Origin of the sequence: Segetibacter sp. 3557_3 (genome assembly GCF_004354985.1) — a bacterium.
Taxonomy (GTDB): Bacteria; Bacteroidota; Bacteroidia; order Chitinophagales; family Chitinophagaceae; genus Segetibacter.
The window spans coordinates 137,503-157,231 of the sequence record NZ_SMSK01000001.1 but is presented as its reverse complement, the minus strand read 5'-3'; the positions used below and the strand labels follow the sequence as shown (position 1 = coordinate 157,231).

13 protein-coding genes are annotated in these 19,729 nt (G+C 45.8%); 9 read left to right on the top strand and 4 right to left on the bottom strand.

What is annotated here, in order from left to right; all coding sequences use genetic code 11:
• Positions 1–14: 14 nt before the first annotated feature.
• Positions 15–3,308 (bottom strand): SusC/RagA family TonB-linked outer membrane protein, encoded by a 3,294-nt coding sequence (locus EXU57_RS00600; protein ID WP_133266225.1) that lies wholly within the window; start codon positions 3,306–3,308, stop codon positions 15–17.
• 388 nt (positions 3,309–3,696) lie between these two features.
• Positions 3,697–4,920, bottom strand: a complete 1,224-nt coding sequence (locus EXU57_RS00595; protein ID WP_133266224.1) for an ROK family transcriptional regulator — start codon at positions 4,918–4,920, stop codon at positions 3,697–3,699.
• A gap of 2,065 nt (positions 4,921–6,985) precedes the next feature.
• Here EXU57_RS00595 and EXU57_RS00590 point away from each other — a divergent pair.
• The 9 genes from EXU57_RS00590 to EXU57_RS00550 all read left to right on the top strand — a co-directional run bounded on the left by EXU57_RS00590 (position 6,986) and on the right by EXU57_RS00550 (position 13,668).
• Positions 6,986–7,480, top strand: a complete 495-nt coding sequence (locus EXU57_RS00590; protein ID WP_133266223.1) for an SRPBCC domain-containing protein — start codon at positions 6,986–6,988, stop codon at positions 7,478–7,480.
• A 60-nt stretch (positions 7,481–7,540) separates the two neighbouring features.
• Complete coding sequence (locus EXU57_RS00585) at positions 7,541–7,921, top strand: iron chaperone (protein ID WP_207955347.1); 381 nt, start codon at positions 7,541–7,543, stop codon at positions 7,919–7,921.
• A 148-nt stretch (positions 7,922–8,069) separates the two neighbouring features.
• Positions 8,070–8,573 carry a DUF1648 domain-containing protein gene (locus tag EXU57_RS00580; RefSeq protein WP_133266222.1) on the top strand — a complete coding sequence of 168 codons (504 nt, stop codon included), beginning with the start codon at positions 8,070–8,072 and terminating at the stop codon, positions 8,571–8,573.
• Positions 8,574–8,936: 363 nt separating this feature from the next.
• The gene (locus EXU57_RS00575) at positions 8,937–9,389 is read left to right on the top strand and encodes a c-type cytochrome (protein ID WP_133266221.1); all 453 of its coding nucleotides are present in this window, start codon (positions 8,937–8,939) and stop codon (positions 9,387–9,389) included.
• Between the two features lie 67 nt (positions 9,390–9,456).
• Positions 9,457–9,891: an SRPBCC family protein gene (locus EXU57_RS00570; RefSeq protein ID WP_133266220.1), complete on the top strand. Its 435-nt coding sequence runs from the start codon at positions 9,457–9,459 to the stop codon at positions 9,889–9,891.
• A 65-nt stretch (positions 9,892–9,956) separates the two neighbouring features.
• Entirely contained in the window at positions 9,957–10,310 is a 354-nt protein-coding gene (locus EXU57_RS00565) for a nuclear transport factor 2 family protein (RefSeq protein ID WP_133266219.1), read from the top strand.
• Positions 10,311–10,383: 73 nt separating this feature from the next.
• Positions 10,384–10,566, top strand: a complete 183-nt coding sequence (locus EXU57_RS00560; protein WP_133266218.1) for a hypothetical protein — start codon at positions 10,384–10,386, stop codon at positions 10,564–10,566.
• Between the two features lie 142 nt (positions 10,567–10,708).
• Entirely contained in the window at positions 10,709–10,861 is a 153-nt protein-coding gene (locus EXU57_RS25710) for a DinB family protein (protein WP_133266940.1), read from the top strand.
• A 230-nt stretch (positions 10,862–11,091) separates the two neighbouring features.
• Complete coding sequence (locus tag EXU57_RS00550) at positions 11,092–13,668, top strand: outer membrane beta-barrel family protein (protein WP_133266217.1); 2,577 nt, start codon at positions 11,092–11,094, stop codon at positions 13,666–13,668.
• Positions 13,669–14,061: 393 nt separating this feature from the next.
• Here EXU57_RS00550 and EXU57_RS00545 read toward each other — a convergent pair whose 3' ends face one another.
• Both EXU57_RS00545 and EXU57_RS00540 read right to left on the bottom strand, forming a co-directional pair.
• On the bottom strand, positions 14,062–16,512 hold the full coding sequence (locus EXU57_RS00545; RefSeq protein WP_133266216.1) for a DUF5686 and carboxypeptidase regulatory-like domain-containing protein: 2,451 nt from the start codon (positions 16,510–16,512) through the stop codon (positions 14,062–14,064).
• A gap of 322 nt (positions 16,513–16,834) precedes the next feature.
• A complete protein-coding gene (locus EXU57_RS00540) occupies positions 16,835–19,705 on the bottom strand; it encodes a S8 family serine peptidase (protein ID WP_165957985.1) in 2,871 nt (956 codons plus the stop codon).
• Positions 19,706–19,729 lie beyond the last annotated feature (24 nt).

The following is a 19,729-nucleotide window of genomic DNA, read 5'->3' as shown; positions in this document are numbered from 1 at the left end:
GGTTTTTTAAAGCATTAGAAGCTTACGTTAACGCCAAAGGTGAAAGTGCGTAATGATGGATAAAACGAGTTTTCAACATAGCCCTGTGCGCCAAGGGTTGACTCAGCATCAACATTGGGGAGGGTTTTATGTAGGTAAAACAGGTTTCGCGCAGCTGCAGTTATGGTAAGCTTTTGCAGGTGAAGCATGCTGGATATTCTGCGGGGGATGGTGTAGTCAACTGAAAGCTCCCTCAACTTGATATAATCATTGGTGAACAAACGATCGGGAGGCCAGCCTGTGCTATTATCGCTGATGTAGGTTTGGTAATATGCAGGTGCTGCGATAATGATATCATTCTTTTCATACTTGGTAACACCACCCGTGGTTACTGCTTTCACTCCGTCGAGGATCATCCCATCGTGATGAACCCTGCCGCCAACAGCATTTGCAGGCGCCGGTTTATTATGCTCCCATGCAATCTTTTTGTTGGTGCCGTTTTCGATATAATAAGCCTGTCCGCCTTGCGACTCATCGCGGTTTGCGAGTGTTGATTTGATAACACCATTGCCAACAAGGTAATTGTTTGAATAAGAGAACACCTTGCCACCAAACTTGTAATCGATACCAACATGGAAGTTGAAACCTTTCAAGAAGAAGTCGCTGTACAAGCCGCCGTAAGCCTTAGGGTTGATGTTACCAAATGTTTTAAAGTTGTTGCCCAGGGTGTACAGGCCATTTGCATTTACTACCCTGTTACCATCGGGATCCCTGCTATAATCAAACATCTGGATGTCGCCCGCTGGTTTACCAATGGTTCCTACAACCCGGTAGCCTGCGCTACCATCAATGATTTGTTCGTTAATGCCGGGGTAGAGCTCAACAACCTTTGAAAGCTGGCGTGCAGCGGTAAACGTTACATCCCAACGGAAATTTTTGGCCACGAGCGGTGCTGCCTTTATGAACAATTCATAACCCCAGTGTTTAACATTGCCACTGTTGATGTTTGCCCTGCTATAACCCGTAAGCGGGTTAATGCTAAGCGGGATGATCTGGTTGTAGATATTGTTGTTGTAAAAAGAGAAATCAACTTCAAGGCGGTTTTGTTCAAACCATCTTGTATTTAATCCCAATTCAAATTCGCGTTTTCTAAACGGTTTGATGTCGCCAAGGAAAAGTGCTCCCGGAGGGGTAACAGCCCTGATGGTTGCGTTTTCGTAAATGGTACCAACCGTATAGGCGTTGTTGGCAAAATACCTGTCTTGTAAAGAAGTTGTTGGCCCGCCGCCAATATCTGCCCAGGAGAACCGGAATTTACCGTACTTCATTTTGGGTATGGTGATATTGTTGGAGAAGTTATAAGTAAGTGATGCACCAGGATAGAAGTAGGAGTTATTGCCCGGCGATAGCGAGGAGTTCCAGTCGTTACGACCCTGTATCTCGAGGTACAGCGTGTTTTTCCACGAAGCCGTAAACGAACCAAATACCCCATACAGTAGGTCAGCTCCCCGCACAATACCCCTCACCTTTGATAGTTCGGGAGCACCGCCGATGTCGTTATTCATCGAATACCAGTCAGGGAAGCGAAGGCCGTTATCACCTGTTCCCGCAAACAGTTCGTTGTAACGAACCTGCTGGTATGCGGCCCCTGCGAATGCAAAAATGTGGAGGTCGTTATTCAGGTTCTTTTCATAATTAAGAATACCCTGGTAGTTCTGTACTGTTGATGTTGATTTCCTGAACTGAAATTTACCACCTGTAAGTGTTGGCAGCAACCGAACGATTTTGTTTTGGGTTGTAAAATCAGTGGTGGTATAGTCTACGGCAGCCTGCCCAATGAAGGAGATATTCTTGGTGAACTTCAGTGTAGTTTTAATTGAGTTGATGGTGTGGAACTTGTTGTCGATGTCGCTGTTATTGTTTTGTTCGTTTAATACACCAATGAGCCTGTTTGCGGATGGCGGCAGGGCATAATTATCAAGAACTCTTTGATAGCCGTTCTCATCCATATAAAAATTATTGATGAAGTTGTAATCGTAGTCTCTGTTTAAACCAAATGCTACCACCTGCTCGATATTTGGCCGGCGATTTTTGGTTTTTACACTATAGATGTTGCTGATGAACTCGAAGTTTGCAAACGGCGAAACACTAAAGTTTCCATTGAAGCTAAAGTTGTTGCTCTTTTGATAAGAGTTCGGCAGCAGGTCGCTGAAATCGATGTTGGAGTATGATGCCCGTGCGCTTCCAAATTCTCCGCCACCTGCAATGGCCACGTTTGTACGGTTGGTTACACCATTTTGAAAGAAGTCGAGGAAGTTATTTGGGTGCGCAACATACGGAACCATCGTGCTATCATAACGCATTACCGGGTTGCCATCGAATTTAGGTCCGAAGCTTAGCCGGTCAGCGCGTAAGGTACGCACCCGTTGGCCGTTTGGCAGTACGGTAGTGGCTGTGTCAAGAATGCTTGTACCGGAGCCATACTCGTTCTGAAAGTCGATGAAAGAAAATGGCCGGTCAATACTGGTTTGGTGCGAAACGGTTACACCAAGGCCCCTTGTTTTTTTGCCGCTTTTGGTAGTGATCAACACGACCCCGTTTAAACCTTGTGAGCCATATAACACGGTTGCTTTAGCACCTTTAAGTATCTCTATAGACTCGATGTCGTCGGAGTTCAGGTCGTTGATGCCTGAGCCATAATCCAATGAGTTTAACGGATCATAGGTGGTATTGGCCATGCTCGTTGCCTGGTCGTAAATGGGCACACCATCTACTACAAACAGCGGCCTTGTTTTAGAATTGGACTCCAGGCCACCCGCGCCCCTGATGTTGATATTTACACCACCTGTGGGTCCTGAAGAACCTATGTTTACACCAACCCCGGCAGCCTTTCCGTAAAGTGACAAGGCAGGATTTAAAGTGGTTCCCGCTTTGGTGAGCTGGTCGCCCGACACAGTAGAGGTAGCATAGCCAAGACTCCGGCGATCACGCTTTACACCAAGCGCGGTAACTACTACATCACTCATCTGGCCCTCACCAATTTCCAGGGCTACAGATATCGTTTGTTGGTCGGCATTCACCCGCACGGTTTGGCTCTTATAACCCACATAAGAAACATCGAGATCAACACGGCCCTGTGGAACAGTTAAGGTGAATCTTCCATCATTTTCGGAAACAGCATTTGCCCGCTGATTGTTGGCCAGGATTGTTACCCCGGTTAATGGCTGATTGCTTTGCGCATCGGTAATTATACCTGTAATTCTCCGTGTTTGAGCGAACACGAAAAAGACAGAATGCATCAGCATCAAAGTAAGTAGATACTTCCTCATTGGAGTTAGTTTTAGATGATTGAATTAGAACTCAGAACCGGGTATATCATTGGTGCCGCATCCGCAACATTGAATATGCCTGTATATTATATGATGATCAAATAACGATGTTTAATTAAGCAGTTCTTTCACGCGCAATCGGGTTAATGCTTTCGTATAGCGTTCTAAAGTGTCACGCTCAAAACATTAAATTGGCAAATAACAACACTATTTAAATGCCCGTCACAACCATGGGCGATTGTTAAGCAAGCCTCTAATCTAACACCGGTAAGCCATACCATTGCAACCGCTCATAATAGCTTTTATCCGAAAGAATAATATCACTGAATTGGATAACCTGGCTTTTGTTGTTGCACCAATTAATTAATTTATCAAGGTTATTTCCTGCTTAATAAGAAGATTTGATGGCTATTTCTTTATTGTTGTTTTTATCCGTTTGTTTATGCTGAAAGTTTTCCATCACCAGTGCGGCTGCACCCACTAATTCAGCATCATGGCCAAGTGTTGACATCACCAAACTTGTATTCGCTGCAATACGCGGAATGCAATGTTCATTTAATGCCTGTTGTATCGGGGCGAGCCAAACTTTTCCCGCAACCGAGCCCCTGCCGCTGAGAATGATGAGTTCGGGGTTTAGCAAGTGGATAAGTATGGCCACTCCCCTGCCGATATTGTAACCAACTTTCGAAAATAATTCTATAATAAACCTGTCGCCTGCATGTACTGCCCGGCTAATCGCTGTCCATGCTTCTTCGTGATCTTCTGTAAACGATATATCTGTCATAGATGAACGTCCCAGTTCCAAAACTCTCTTTGCCTGGTCGATGATTACCAACAACGACGTTTCCGTTTCAAGGCATCCACTTTTGCCACAACTACACATTTTGTCGTTTGAAAAAACGGGTATATGGCTGAACTCTCCTGCAAACCCATCGTGTCCCCGGAATAACTCTGCATTTAAAATCATCCCAAGGCCAAGTCCCCATCCGAGGTTGATGACCATTGCATTGTTTTTATTTTTTGCTGCACCAAATCTCAGTTCCGCAAGTGCAATTAGACTGGAATCGTTATCGATAAAAACGGGCAAACCCGTCACCCTGCTAATATGTTCGGTTACTGTTCCGGTAGTTGTTTCGAGAAAAGAATAATTGATGCCGTTTTTATAATCAACAAATCCCGGCATGCCGATGCCTATACCCAACAACTTTTTTTTGGGCAACCGTGCTTCTTTTAAATAGCCTGTGATGATCTCTGTTAATTGCGTAAGTGCACCCTGATTTTTCGGCAACGACAGTTCAAACTTCCCTGGTGTGCTTACCATATTGTTTTGCATGTCCATCACAGCAATCCGTACAACAAACTGGTCCATTGCAACACAAACGATAAAGCTGACATCGCTTTTTAACGAGTACATCCCTGGTCGCCTGCCACCGGTCGATGGAGCAAATCCCATCTCACGTATCCAGCCATCATCAATCAATTCGCTTACGATCCTGGTAGTCACGGGCAAGCTCTTCTTAATCTTCAAGCTTAAATCGGCACACGACAACGAGTTATTGAAATATAATTCCCTGACGATTTTTTCCCTTGTCGAGTGCTTCTTGTCGTGCATTAGCGGATTACTTACACAATTAATGAGAGAAAGTTAGATACATTCTTCAAAAATGAGAAAACTTTTTCGAATATTTTAAAAAGTTTTTTTACTTCTGCTTTTCCGCGGAAAGAGGAAGTGGAGCGTTATCGACTACAGGAATGGGTTATCTTTAGACCCCGTGTCGCTGATTAAAACATTTTTTTGGAGCCGGGCTGATGTGCCCTGATTCGACATCCTTGCGTCGCACTCTTGTACTTTGGGTAATGCTACGGAGCCAATCCGTTGCTGGCATTTCATTGAACGACATCACAACGAGTGATGGCTACTGCTTGCATCAGGTTTAAGATGCTACAACGGGGGATTGCTTCCTGCGTCGCAAAGACGAAGTGCGCAAGTCATGCATTCATCGTTCATCATTGAGCTAAATATTTTCGATGCTACAACGGGGGATTGCTTCCTTCGTCGCAATGACGGTGTACGAACCAGTTTACGATGCTAAAACATGGGATTGCTTCCTTCGTCGCAATGACGGTGTACGCGGCCAGTTCACGATGCCAAAACGGGGGATTGCTTCCTTCGTCGCAATGACGAAGTGCGCAGATCATGCATTCATCATTCATCGTTCATCATTAACATACGTCGCAATGACGGTGTGCGCGGCCCGTTCACGATGCTAAAACGGGGGATTGCTTCCTTCGTCGCAATGACGGTTTGCGCGGCCAGTTCACGATGCCAAAACGGGGGATTGCTTCCTACGTCGCAATGACGAATTGCGAACCAGTTCACGATGCTAAAACGGGGGATTGCTTCCTTCGTCGCAATGACGGTGTACGAACCAGTTTACGATGCTAAAACATGGGATTGCTTCCTTCGTCGCAATGACGGTGTACGCGGCCAGTTCACGATGCCAAAACGGGGGATTGCTTCCTTCGTCGCAATGACGAAGTGCGCAGATCATGCATTCAGCATTCATCGTTCATCATTAACATACGTCGCAATGACGAAGTGCGACCCAGTTCACAATGCCAAAACAGGGGATTGCTTCCTTCGTCGCAATGACGAAGTGCGCAGATCATGCATTCATCGTTCATCATTGAGCTAAATATTTTCGATGCTACAACGGGGGATTGCTTCCTTCGTCGCAATGACGAATTGCGAACCAGTTCACGATGCTAAAACATGGGATTGCTTCCTTCGTCGCAATTACGAAGTGCGCAAGTCATGCATTCATCACTCATCGTTCATCATTAGGCTAAATATTTCCGATGCCAAAACATGAGATTGCTTTCTTCGTCGCAAGGACGGTGTGCGACCCAGTTCACGATGCTAAAACATGGGATTGCTTCCTTGGTCGCAATGACGAAGTGCGCGCCGCCAGTTTACGATGCTACAACGGGGATTGCTTCCTTCGTCGCAATGACGGAGTGCGCAGATCATGCATTCATCATTCATCGTTCATCATTAACATACGTCGCAATGACGAATTGCGAACCAGTTCACGATGCTAAAACATGGGATTGCTTCCTTCGTCGCAATGACGGTGTGCGCGGCCAGTTCACGATGCTAAAACGGGGGATTGCTTCCTTCGTCGCAATGACGAAGTGCGACCCAGTTCACGATGCCAAAACATGGGATTGCTTCCTTCGTCGCAATGACGAAGTGCGACCCAGTTCACGATGCCAAAACATGGGATTGCTTCCTTCGTCGCAATGACGGTGTGCGCGGCCCGTTCACGATGCTAAAACATGGGATTGCTTCCTTCGTCGCAATGACGAAGTGCGACCCAGTTCACGATGCCAAAACATGGGATTGCTTCCTTCGTCGCAATGACGGTGTGCGCAGATCATGCATTCATCGTTCATCATTAACATGCGTCGCAATGACCATGGCGTGAGGAGGCCATACGAATTTGAATCTATATTAATCACCTTTCACACTTGCGCAACCAAATAATTGCACAAATATTTGCAACCAAACGATTGCAGATCGGTGCAACTAAATTGTTAGAATAAGTGAGTCGGGCTCTTTAACAAACGTCGAAGTTCTGTAGCAAACACTATTTTACAACATAAAGCAATGGCAAATGACCACAAACAATCAAACCCGTATCACGGCTGAACCCGGCAAACAGGAGCTGTTCATCGAGCGTGAATTTGATGCGCCACGCGACTCAGTATTCAAAGCCTTCAGCACTCCTGAAATACTACTGCAGTTTTTTGCTCCTGCCGGTGTCACCATGCATTTCAATACCGCCGACTACCGGGTAGGTGGATCATACAATTACACCTTTACCATGCAAGATGGCAGTGCGTTTACATCATTTGGCTTCTTTCATGAGATGAGCGCACCCGAAAGGATCATCCAAACTTTTGAATTCGAAGGCATGCCCGAGCAAGGGCACGCTGTTCTTGAAATCCTGACCTTTGACAGTCTACCTGGTGAAAGAACCCGGCTTACGATCCAGGATATATGCCGGTCGGTAGCCGACAGGAATGCCATGGTTGAAAGTGGGATGGAAAGTGGCCTGGTCATTATCTTTAAGCAATTGGATGAACTGCTTAAATCTGCTGATCATTAACAGGTACCCTGCAGGTCAAACGCCATTTAGCCGAAGCGCACGATACTTAAATCTCCAGCTATGATAAAAACGAAAAAGCCGGTGAGTCACGACGAGTACATTTCGCGGTTTACGCCCGAAGTGCAACAGATCCTACAACAAATGCGGGAAACCATCAGGAGCGTTGTTCCTGAGGCTGAGGAAACCATCAAATATGATATGCCAACTTTTTTTCTGAACGGCAACCTGGTTTATTACGCCGCATTTAAAAAGCACATTGGCTTTTACCCCGTACCGACGGGCAATCCCGAGTTTGATCCCCTATTCAAGTCATACAAAACCGGGAAGGGTTCTATCCAGTTTCCTTTCGATCAGCCGTTGCCGCTTGACCTTATTATTAAGATCGTAAACTTCAGGGTGCGCGCCAATAAAGCAAAAGCTGCAGCGAAGCCGGCTACTTAACTTAATGGGATACACCAATCATTCCGTCCAGGGCTAATGCAACCACGTATTTTTGATTGGCTAATCGGGCATTTTGACCTTGATGTTTGTATCTTTCTGCAGCGCTGAACATGGATCAACCGAACATAGTCTCGCTAGAAAGGAGAACATGGAAAAACGGCCAATCATTAAAATTGAACTTACCAATGGCGACAAGGCTGTTGAAATAACAGGCTGGCTATTGCTTGCAGGCTTGTGGACGCTAACGGGTCTGAACTATTCGGGTCTGCCAGACGAAATTCCTGTGCACTATAATGGTTTAGGCCAACCGGATAATTACGACAGCAAGTCTGGCATCTGGATGCTACCTGTAATTGGCACCATCCTGTTTATCGGGATGACTGTTCTCAACAGGTCTCCGCATATCTTTAAATACCCGGGCAAAATCACTACCATTAATGCCAAACAACAATATACCAGCGCAACAAGACTGATCAGGTTCCTGAAAGTTGCGGTTGTAATGATTTTTGTTGTAATTGTATTTAAGACGATCCAAACGGCTTTGGGGCAGGCAGCAGGTATGGGCAACATGTTTCTGCCTTTTGCATTGCTGTTGTTGTTTTTGCCGCTGGTGATCTTTTTATCATCTAACAAAAAGAAGGACCGGGTATAACACCGCAACTCGCTTGTGATTGAGCTGTGTTTAAATTGTTTAATTGAGTACTATCTCTTCTCTGGGCCGTAGGGGGAGATATTAATTGGCTTGTCCCGCTCTTGAACAGTATAGCCGGCAAATATTCTTCTACCCAAACCTTGGCTGGTATTGTGGCAGGTCCCGGTCACTTTTCCGTATCTAATTTCTAAAAGCTCTTTCGTATTTGCCAACTGAAATAATACTCGCTTAACTAATTTCATTTGCTTGCTTTCCAATTCTAAATTGAAAATTGCTGAGGTGTTCCAAACAGCGCGAAAAATTGCTTGTCAAGCTTTTTTTTCTATTTTTAAACACCCGATTCACTGACCAAAAAACTGCTACATGAAGAAAATCACCGTAATGGCTGCGTTAGTCTGCCTGGTATGCATATCGTTCGCTTTTCGCCAACGTGCAGCGAGGTATAAAAACCTTAAAGTGTTGCCAAAGAACACAACCAAACAGGAAATGGATAGCATCATGCGACACTTTTCGACGTCGCTGGGCGTACGGTGTAACTTTTGCCATGTGAGGACCAATGACGCTCAGCGTGATTTTGATTTTGCAAGCGACAGTAGTAAGAACAAGCAAATTGCACGCGGCATGTTTAAGATGATGGTCAAGATCAACAAAAAATATTTCAAAGAAAGCCAGGCTGAGGCAAGAAGTGCAAACAGGATCCCCGAGGTTTCGTGCTTCACTTGTCACCATGGCAAAGAAAACCCGGAAAATCGCCCTCCCGCACCACCTGCCCCTGGCCAGCAACGGCCCCCTGCACCGCGCACCGGCTTACCCTAAAAAACGATAGTGCCCCTGCCCGGCTATAGTATTGAGTTCCTGTTTTTGATGCAATAAACTTAAAATCATGACGACGCTGCATTTTTCGATAACCATCGATGCACCGAGGGAAAGGGTTTGGGAATGTTTATGGAGCGACGAAGGATACCGCACCTGGACCGCGGCATTTAGTGCGGGTTCCTACGCCGAAAGTGATTGGGAGCAAGGAAGCAGGGTTGTATTTCTTACCCCCTCAGGCGAAGGTATGTTTGGCATCATTGAACGAAAGGTTGAATTTGAGATCATGCGATTCAAACATATCGGCGAGATCATCAACGGCGTTGAGGAAAGAAAAGAATGGGAAGGTGCCATCGAGGAATACTTGTTATCGGAGTCAAATGGCAAAACCGTGCTGCAGGTTAACATGGATACGAGCGAAGATTATGTTTCGATGTTCCAGGGCGTTTTTCCCAAGGCACTCAACATCCTGAAAGAAGAATCAGAGAAGCGCACAGCTCCTTAATCTTAGTTGTTAACGTCCATTTTGCCACGAGAGATTCTATTTGTACCAGCAACCTAACTACAAGCATGCACCTTTCACCGGTCCACCTTGCTAATCATTTTTCCAAGCATGAATTTCAGCTTGTTTACCCCCACCTTTCAGAACATGTGCAGTGGACCCTGGTAGGAGAAAAGCTGCTTACTGGTAAACGAGCGGTTATCGACGGATGTGAGCAGTCGTTACAATACTTAGCCGGTGTAACCACAACGTTTACGAGGTTTAAGGTTATAGCGGAAGGCAACGACGTGGTAATTGACAGTATAGCAGAATACCTGGATAAAAACAATCAGGTTTCTACTATTGCTTCCTGCGACATCTATCATTTTGAAGAAGGCAGGTTGACTGAAATAACTTCCTACTGTTTTGAATTAAATAAATAATAGCTCAAGAAGAACCTTAAATCGCGGTCGCTTCGTAATAAGTTGTAAACAATTAGCCTAATCAGTTGTACCAATGAGTGACGTAGCTTTTCTTGCGCGGGAACAATATAGGATGATTTGCGCGTCAAGAGCGGTACTATTTCAGTACTGTGCCACGATCGGGGAAAGCGATTTTGTAAAAGAGAACAGTTTATTCAGCCAGGGAAGTATACGAAACCTGCTGGTGCACGTTCCAACATTTACGAACATAGGATAGGGAATATAGCCCTCCAAAAGGGTGTGGTTTCCACTCCTTTTATGTCCACGCAATCGCTTGCGGATATCGTGTTACTGTTCCAGAACATCGATCAAATGATGTCAGCATTCTTTGACACCTACCTTTCTACCCTGCCGCTGCCATCGGTTTTGATAATGATGGAACAGTATCGCAGGCAACTCCTCTCCAAGTATACACACACGTTATTACACCCGAATTCCATCACAAGGGGCAAGTGCTTACGCTAAGCAGGCAGCAGGGTTATATTCCTGCTGACACCGATATCATCCGTTAAGCGCTGTTTAAAGGCCTCTCTTCCTTATAATTTTCCTATAACTGATCAGGAATATGGTTTAACACCGGGACACTGTCACCGTGCTTCAAAGCTGGTTGTTATCAGGTCAAAGGCCTTTTGAACAACAGGCACGGTTTTTCTCTCTCTTTGACGGATGTTTTCTTACCCTTTCGAAACTTAGCCGTGCATTTGGTGTTAGAGAACGGAAAAAATCACCTAAAAGCTACCGAATGAAAGCACTTGTACTCAGTTTTACTTTCGTTATCATGTATTTACAACTGCTGGCTCAGCCTGGAACGATGAGCCGACCTTCTGCCAGTGGCAGATTGTTTGGAAAGATTGTTGACGCGAAAACAAAAAAGGGGCTTGACGCGGTTTCGGTCCAGCTTAGTATGATGGTGCCCGGGGGAGCTAACCAGGGGACAAAAGACTCGATTATAGCGGGCCAGTTTACCCGCCCAAATGGCGATTTTAGCTTCAACAACATCGCCTGGGCTGACTCTCTGAAAGTTACAATAACAGCGATCGGCTACCGCAAACTCCTGAAACCGGTTTCGCTTAAAACGCCGGCTGGTATGAACGGACCCTTGCAGGAGATCGACCTTGGCAATTTTGGGGTTGAAGCAGAGGCGCAAACATTGGCCAATGTAACCGTAGTAGCCACGCGGGCAGCCATGGAACTGGGTATTGATCGCAGGGTATTTAATGTTGAGAAGAACCTGACTGCAACCGGCGGAACCGCTGTTGATGTAATGAAAAACATCCCCTCTGTGACGGTTGATGTAGAAGGAAATGTGCAACTGAGGAATGCCTCACCCCAGATATTTGTTGATGGCCGCCCTACTATCTTAACCCTTGACCAGATACCTGCAGAGAATATTGAGAAAGTGGAGCTCATTACCAATCCCTCCGCAAAATTTGATGCTTCGAGTAACGCAGGCATCATTAACGTGGTCTTGAAACGCAATCGAAAGGTTGGTGTTAATGGCACAGCTTCTTTATCGGTTGGTTCACCACGCATTCTTTCCGGTAACCTGAACCTCAATCTAAGGCAAGGCAAATTCAACTTTTTTGCAAGTGGAAATTATAACCGTTCCGGTGGGCGGGCCGACGGTAAAACTTATCGCCAAAACCTGAATAAGGGTGTTATTGACAATTACTTCAACCAGTTTACCTGGAACGACAGAACCCGGCAATTCCAGTCTGTTCGTTTTGGGTTCGATTACTTCCTGGACAACAGGAATACCATTTCCCTGACACAGAACCTGGTAAATGGCAAGTTTACCAATAACGAAGACCAGCAACAGGAGTACTACAATGCCGCCATGGCATTACAACAAACCGGCACCCGAACATCAATGGGTAATAACGGCTTTAACCGAAGCGGCACGCAACTGGTATACACCCACAAGTTTGCCAACCCCGGTCAACAACTAAGTGCCGACCTTAATTATAACAAAGGTTCAGGTAATGAATTGACCAATATACTGAATGCTTACCGCGCAGCAGGCGGAGGTCCTTCCAAGGCCGCTGAAAGGGTACGGAACACCGGCGACAATGAAAATACCCAGTTCACCGCCCAGGTTGACTATGTGAACCCGATTGGCGAAAATGCCAAGTTTGAAGCCGGTGGACGAGCATTTATACAGGACAATGGGAACATTTTTGAAGCCTTTTCCATTGGCCAGACCGGCAACACCACCAGGCTGCCATTAAGTAACCATTACCAGTTCAAAGAAACCGTTAACGCAGGTTATGTTACGTTTTCCAATAAGATCAATAAACTCAGCTACCAGGCCGGACTTCGTGCGGAGATTTCTAAACTCGACGGCGAAATCGTTGACAAGGGCCAAAAGTTTGGCTATAGTTACCCGTCGGATTTCAAGCGTATCTGGGACGGATTGTTCCCCAGTATGTTTATCACCCAATCCCTTGGCGAAAACGAAGATTTACAATTGAATTATACCCGCCGGATCCGGCGGCCCGACTTCCGCCAGCTTAACCCGTTTATCAACTTCAATGACCCGGTGAACCTCCGCCAGGGAAATCCTGCACTCAGGCCTGAATTCACGAATTCATTTGAGGTGAACTATAACAAGAACCATAAAAGCGGCAACTTTCTTGCGGCGGTGTATTACCGTAATACCGTTGGCGATATCACTGAATACAGCGATACCCTTACAACTGCCCAGTACCAACAACTCAACAATGCTGCTATCGACTCAAATGCCATCTTAAGTACGTTCATCAATTCTCGAAGTCAAAATCGTTGGGGTGCGGATATCACCCTACAGCAGACCATTGCAAAAAACCTTGAAATCGTTCCAAACATCAGCCTCCAGTATCGCAAGGTGAACGCGGTGGTAAACAACACCGCTTTAAACAATGAAGGATTTAGCTGGGAAGGCAAGCTGATCATGAATTACAAAATCGAGGCACCCAAGTCATGGCTTTTTTCAAATCTCGGGTTCCAGTTAACCGGTGAATATGAGTCCCCCGAGGTGATCCCACAAGGGCGGCGCAAAGAACAATACAGTGTTGACTTTGCCTTACGAAAGGACATGTTTAAAAACAAAAGCGGGACCCTCACCTTTAGCGTTAATGATGTATTTAATTCAAACCGCTTTGGAACCATCTACGAAACAGAAAATTTTTACCAGGACTCGTATCGCCGCTGGAATGTCCGCAGTTTCCGGCTGACCTTCAGCTACCGGTTTGGTGACTCCAACTTCTCGCTCTTTAAAAAGAATAACGGTATTCAAAGAAGGGATGATGATGACGATGATAACAGTGGCGAGGGGAATTGATTGCGGACCATTCGCGGATTGCGGATTTGCGGATTTGCGAATTACGGATTTGCGGATTTGCGGATTTGCGAATTGAGGTCGTGTATTCTTTTAAATAGTAAAAGCGTATTTTTTCATTTTACATTTTTCATTTTACATTTCGCTTCCTCGCTGCCATGAGAAGATATGGATGAACCGAGCGTGGCAACCGGAGCTAAATAGTTATCCTCAGCTAAGGCCATAAAAAAGTTGATAAGTTGATTGGTTGACAAGTTGGTTCCCAGGCAGGAACCAGGGTAAACTAGACTAACGATTCACGGATTAGCGGATTACGGATTATCGAATTGAGGTCGAGTACTGCTTCAAATTGTATCAACCCATTTTTTCATTTTACATTTTACATTTTACATTTTCCTAAAACCATTTGTTCCGGCGTTTGTCCCAGGAGGTGACACCAATTTTGAACGTAAGCGGATTGGTGAACCTGTTCGCCACCGAACCAACAACATATACCCCCAGCTTAAATTTGGAGCCTACATTGAACGGCCATTTGAACACCCGCTCAACACCGGCAAATGTTTCGGCATAGCGGAGGTTTCGTTCAGGTACTGACAGGAAGCCGGCACCCGCAACTTCACGTAGCTGCAATTTTTTAAGCAGCGGTATTTTGTTGATGAAGTATCCATTAAACTCGTGCACGACATGGCCCTGGTAAAAGCGCTTGAAAACCGGGAATGTTGAGTCAAGCGCCTGGAATGCACCATCGGGATTGGCAAAAAGAATGGGATCTCCGCGACGCTGCCACTGGTAGTCGATTGTTCGTAAATCGCGCCGATTAAGAAAAGTTCCGCTGGTAAGGTTATAACGCAGGATACCCAGCAAGCCAAAATTGATCTCCTGTCGCATTCCAACGTCCCAAAAGTCGAAATTCACCTGGCTGCCAAAAACACCGCTGATACCTTTGCGCCAGGTGGTGTAAAAGGTGGGCCAGGCAGATCCTAAAATAATTTTTTCTCTCGGCTCCCTGATGTACCGCTGCCTTGGGGTGTACTCGAGCCTGATCTTGCCATAAACGGCATTATATGATTCGAAACTGATGGGATTGTTGTCCGGAAGTGCACTTCCAAAAAGGCTATCTACCGTATTGCCGGTTTTATAATCCTGCAGTGACCGTCTTAATGCAACCTCAAGGTCCGTGTAAAGAAAAAGTCCGTTTTTGATTTCGACCCCATGGTATAATCCCAATGCATTATTGAGGTAAAGGTTACTTCGCTTTAGCATATTGATCCATGCATCGCCCTGGAAAATAAACTCGAAATCACGCCGGACTGAGATACCATAAAAGCCACGGTTGAACGGGTTATACATACGATTAATGCGGACGGAGCCATTGAGGTCATGGTTGCGAATGCCATAACTCAGGTCGGCAGCAAGGCTTAGGTTTTTCTTTGATTTGTACGTTTTAGCATAGTATACCCCCGGGTTTATTCGCGCGCCACCAAACTGAAAGGGTTGAAAGAGACCCGGTAGTGGTGGTAGCTGCCAGGTGCGTTCAAGTTCACGATTGTATAATGTTTGGCCTGTAAGCAGCGCTTTCTTCCAGGTAAACTTGTTGGTAAGGCGATCAATAGAATCAAGGTATTGCCGCGAATGTGTTACCCGGTAAATGCTGTCCCTGTAACGGATGAGTTTAAGCTCCTTATCCGTAAGTGGTTCTACCCGGGCCGTATCCCAGAAAGTACTGTCGCGTTTATAAGCGTCCTCGGTAGTGGCACTTACTTCTAACCCAAAATAATGTGGTGGAAAAGTTTTATTTAGCTCGTATTCACCATATGTTACCGTTGTAACCCCGGACAACTTATTCCTGGCGGATTTTGAATTATACGTAAACACCTGCTTAGTCAGCAACGAAAAATTTTGTTGGGCGGAATACCACTGTTCCACCTCGAAGAAGTCGTATTGCGGCAGATGAAATCTTGGAAAGCGAATACGGGTATGTTCAATGGTATAGTTGCTGTCGCTGATGGTCACTTCGCCTTCAACGGTCGCATTACTCATTAACCGCGGTCGTATTGAAATGGTGTAGACCTTATAGTTACCGCGTTGGGTGATGTTGATTGTTTTATAGCGGTAAGCAAGCAGTCCGCTGTAACTAACCGGCGAAACGAATTTTGCGGTAGAAAGTCCAGGTACGGTAACCAGGTTATTGTAGAAGTTGAAGAAACCTTCGGTTGCAGACAAATAAAAAAGGTCCTGGCTACTGCCAGACCGCTTTACGCCGAGCCGCTCTTCTTTAATTTTGTGTTCTGATGCATAATCAAGCCTGAGTAGGATCTCTGTCATGGCCATCCCCGCAACATCGGCATTGCCCTTACTTAAGGTGTCCGTTTTGTTTTTAGATTTAGGGGTCCGTGGAACGGAGTCCTGCTGAACCGCTTTGATATAAATGTTACACGACCACGAACCAACGGCTTTTTGCAGACTGTCTTTATGTCGAATTACGTTTGTGATAACCGCAACAGCAGGATCTTTATATTTTGTTTTAACGGCTACACCGGTTAATTGTTGAAGGTCTTCTTCAAGTATAATATTTTGAACATAGTTCCTGTTTACAACAATTGTAATCAATTGCGATTTGTAGCCGAGTATGCTGTAAACAATGTCGTATTTGCCCTCTTCCAAGGAAAGCGAATAAGTTCCATCTTCCCTGGTTACCGTACCGCTTTGCCATTCTTTCACCTGTACAGACACGAAAGCTACAGGCTCGCGGGCGGCATTGGTAACCTTGCCGGTAAGTTTATAAGTTTGAGATTGTACACTTGCAGTTATGCCGATCAATAGAATAATGAGTAGCGTTTTAGGCATAACAGATTTGTTACGCTAAAAGTCTGTATATAAATTGTACACCGCAAAGTTGGGGCTACTGAAAATTGTTAAATTGATGCAGTATTTACAACAAGTTGTTTTGCCTCACTTGAGTAAGCAATCGCATCGAGCCCTTGTTGCTGAAACAAATTGCTTACCCGGCACAAATAGGTGACCGCCACCAGTGGCGCGGTTACGATACTTGCTGTTTACAAGCCGACCGCAACTGCTTCGAAATAATTTATGGGGCCCAAAAGAATTGTCAGCAGAACAATGCTTTGGTGGGTATCAGGGAAATTACACGCAGGCCTGTCACGGACAATTAACGGATCATCAGCTTGCCGGTTTCGACCAACTTACTTTCACTGTTCAGTAATTTGTAAATAATCAATCCCGTGGGCAACCCGTTTGTATTGACGTTGTCCGGAACCGAAGTATAGCTCCTCAGTAATCGACCCAGCCCATCATACAACAACAACTGGCTTCCAATAGGCACACCTTGCTGTAATACCCGCTGGAAAGGATTGTTCCGAGCGGCCGGGTTTGGATAAAACCAGATGCTTCTTTTGCCAGAGGTTAGAACAGGAATGATTTCAGTATAAACGACCGCCCCGCTTTTCAAGATGATCCTTGCCCTTATATGGGTTATGCCCGACTGCAGGTTATTGACCACATAGGTATACTGGCTAGTTCCCCGCTCCTGCACGGGCAAAGCTTTATATACCTGCACCAGTCCACCTGTTGCAGTTACCTGCTCGAAAATTACACTGTCAACAAAAGCGCTGCTGCTTAGTTCAAGTTGAAGGCTAAGCCGGTTCTGGTCAAGTAAATGATAATTGAACGTTTTGTAGAAACACTGAGTCCCAAATTGATTGATATCCAGCGCAGCACTTCGGATTGCAGTTGAACCACTTCGCAATATGGGTTCAACAGCATAAACCGCAGTTGAAGAACCTGACTTCTGTATTACAACAAAGGTGTCGGTCACAGTGGCGAAAAGCTGGAGGTAAGGGCTGTCGGTAAGCCGGTACAAGTGGTAGGCAGTCGCTTCCTTGTTTTTGTGCCAGGAGAGTGCAAAAGAATCCGAGCAGTTAAACTCCACATTAAGGGTTGTGGGCTTGCCGACATAAAAGGGTTTGGAGGTAAATTCACCAAAGGTGGTCTCCATCTTTAAAACAGCTATTGCAGTGGTATCGGGGATGAGCCAGCGGTATTTGTTATGTGCCAGCCGGATTGAACGGCTTATCAAACCCCAGCTGGAACCGGAATTGTAGCTCACATATAGATTACCTGTATGATTGGTATCTCGCACAAAAGTTTGCCACCTGATCCAGGTGTTTTCATGCTCAGTTCGATTAACGTCGGAAGCATGTTGCGGGCTCACGAAACTAAATGTATTAAGGGTATCGACCCGGTAAGCTATACTAAATGGGAGATTATGGATTCCCTGGCTTAAACTCGAAATGGATAGCTCATAATTACCCGCCGACGGCAGCGTGATGCTAACCTGTTCAGCCGTATTCAGTGAGTCACGTTTCCTGGTGGGAGGCAATGCAAGAGAATCGATGTGTGCGGATGTGTTGAGTACCCAGGGATGATAAGCCCTGCCTGTAGCCGTTTCTGTTACCTCAAGATCAAGGTCGTGAACGAGGGCCTTGTAATTATTTACGCCTGCGGCACTGTCGGTCCACGAAAGTGTAACCTTAAGCGCGGCAGCATTCGCTGGCACACGTATCGTTTTTGCCCACCGCTGACCCGTTGAAATCACATCACTAAAATATTGTTGGCGCCTCATAGCATTTACTGCAGCATAACTATTCATCAACCCGTAACCTGTCTTGTAGTCGATTCCAAGGTTGTAAATAGCATCGGTTGTATTATAGAGTATAGCTTTTATCAATGCAGCCGAAGGCAAAACACCGCTATGGCGTTCGGCATATACCTGCTGCATAACGGCAACTGTGCCGCTTACAAGTGCAGCCGCATCCGACGTGCCATTAGGACCAAGGGCGGTTACCTGGGGTGCAATCCGGCCATCGTAGAGTGGACCAGCAGAGCTTTGAACAGGCACCTCATCGTTGCTGTTTATGGCAGCAACTGTAATTACATTTTTAGCGGCTTTAAAATTACCAGTGAGGTTTGCAAAACCGGGGAGATTGGCGTACCTGCCCTCACCCGCAAAACTTTCGCCCTGGTTTCCACCTGAGAATACCGGAACAAAATGTTTGTTTCGCCAGGTCTGCACATCATAGCTCACGGCCTCCGCACCATAAAAGGGTTGAATAACCGTTCCATACGAATGATTCTGCACCGTCACGTTATTTGCGTTCAGGACTGTTTCGTCATCTGCAAAAAGGTTGGCAAAAGAACTTGGGAACAGACGGCTTGCCCAGGCGAGCCCCCTGCCATCATAATAACTGTTTCCTGCACCGGCGATAATAGAGGCAATTACCGTTGAATGTTGTGACCTGGATGTCCCGGCAATGGGTGAAAACAAAACCCTTTGGCGAAGATCAAGGTCGTTTTCATCCATTTGCTGTTCCTTCACCCCTACAACAATGTTGTTGCCATTGGCACCAGGCAGGTTTACCGCCAGGGCACCAATACCATGAAAACTCCTGTCGTAACCAATGATGGGAGCTTCTGCTGAAGCTGTATGAACAACATCGATAAAAGTGATTTCTTTAAGATCGGCCAGGTATCGCTTTAAAAACCCGGCATTGCACTTTACAACTACCGAATGGGAAGGTTTGTCTGTCGTTAGTATTTGAAGATCCTTTGAAAAAACAACCAGTTTCTTCAACAACAGATCTAGGCTTGCTCCGGTAAGTATAAACTTTTGATTACCCCCGGCAATTAGTTGTGCGGCATTACCCGGATACTTCCAATCATTGTTGGCAACGGCCAGCCTGCAAACTTTGCTTAATGCCTCATATGCTGTTGGTGACAACACTTCTGTGATCGCGAGGTTTTCATTTATTTGCCGAACGATCCTTGCTGGTTGCGGGCGTGATCCGGTCCATTCACAGAGATAATAACTTGCATCTGCACGGTAGTGAGAAGGTCCACCGATAGAGAATTTTCCAAATAGCTTTTCCCTTTCGGTAGCCTTAAGCTGTGCCGTTGCATATGAGGTTAGCATTAGCCCGAGGCAGAACACGGCACTCCATACACGGGGAAATCTATAGTACAAACACCTCAGCATATTAATCTTAAA

Excerpts from the sequence above, each read along its gene's own strand:
- EXU57_RS00580 (WP_133266222.1), top strand. The coding sequence starts at position 8,070 with ATGGAAAAACGGCCAATCATTAAAATTGAACTTACCAATGGCGACAAG.
- EXU57_RS00545 (WP_133266216.1), bottom strand. The coding sequence starts at position 16,512 with ATGCCTAAAACGCTACTCATTATTCTATTGATCGGCATAACTGCAAGT.
- EXU57_RS00575 (WP_133266221.1), top strand. The coding sequence starts at position 8,937 with ATGAAGAAAATCACCGTAATGGCTGCGTTAGTCTGCCTGGTATGCATA.
- EXU57_RS00560 (WP_133266218.1), top strand. The coding sequence starts at position 10,384 with ATGAGTGACGTAGCTTTTCTTGCGCGGGAACAATATAGGATGATTTGC.
- EXU57_RS00585 (WP_207955347.1), top strand. The coding sequence starts at position 7,541 with ATGATAAAAACGAAAAAGCCGGTGAGTCACGACGAGTACATTTCGCGG.
- EXU57_RS00550 (WP_133266217.1), top strand. The coding sequence starts at position 11,092 with ATGAAAGCACTTGTACTCAGTTTTACTTTCGTTATCATGTATTTACAA.
- EXU57_RS00565 (WP_133266219.1), top strand. The coding sequence starts at position 9,957 with ATGCACCTTTCACCGGTCCACCTTGCTAATCATTTTTCCAAGCATGAA.
- EXU57_RS00590 (WP_133266223.1), top strand. The coding sequence starts at position 6,986 with ATGACCACAAACAATCAAACCCGTATCACGGCTGAACCCGGCAAACAG.
- EXU57_RS00595 (WP_133266224.1), bottom strand. The coding sequence starts at position 4,920 with ATGCACGACAAGAAGCACTCGACAAGGGAAAAAATCGTCAGGGAATTA.
- EXU57_RS00600 (WP_133266225.1), bottom strand. The coding sequence starts at position 3,308 with ATGAGGAAGTATCTACTTACTTTGATGCTGATGCATTCTGTCTTTTTC.
- EXU57_RS00570 (WP_133266220.1), top strand. The coding sequence starts at position 9,457 with ATGACGACGCTGCATTTTTCGATAACCATCGATGCACCGAGGGAAAGG.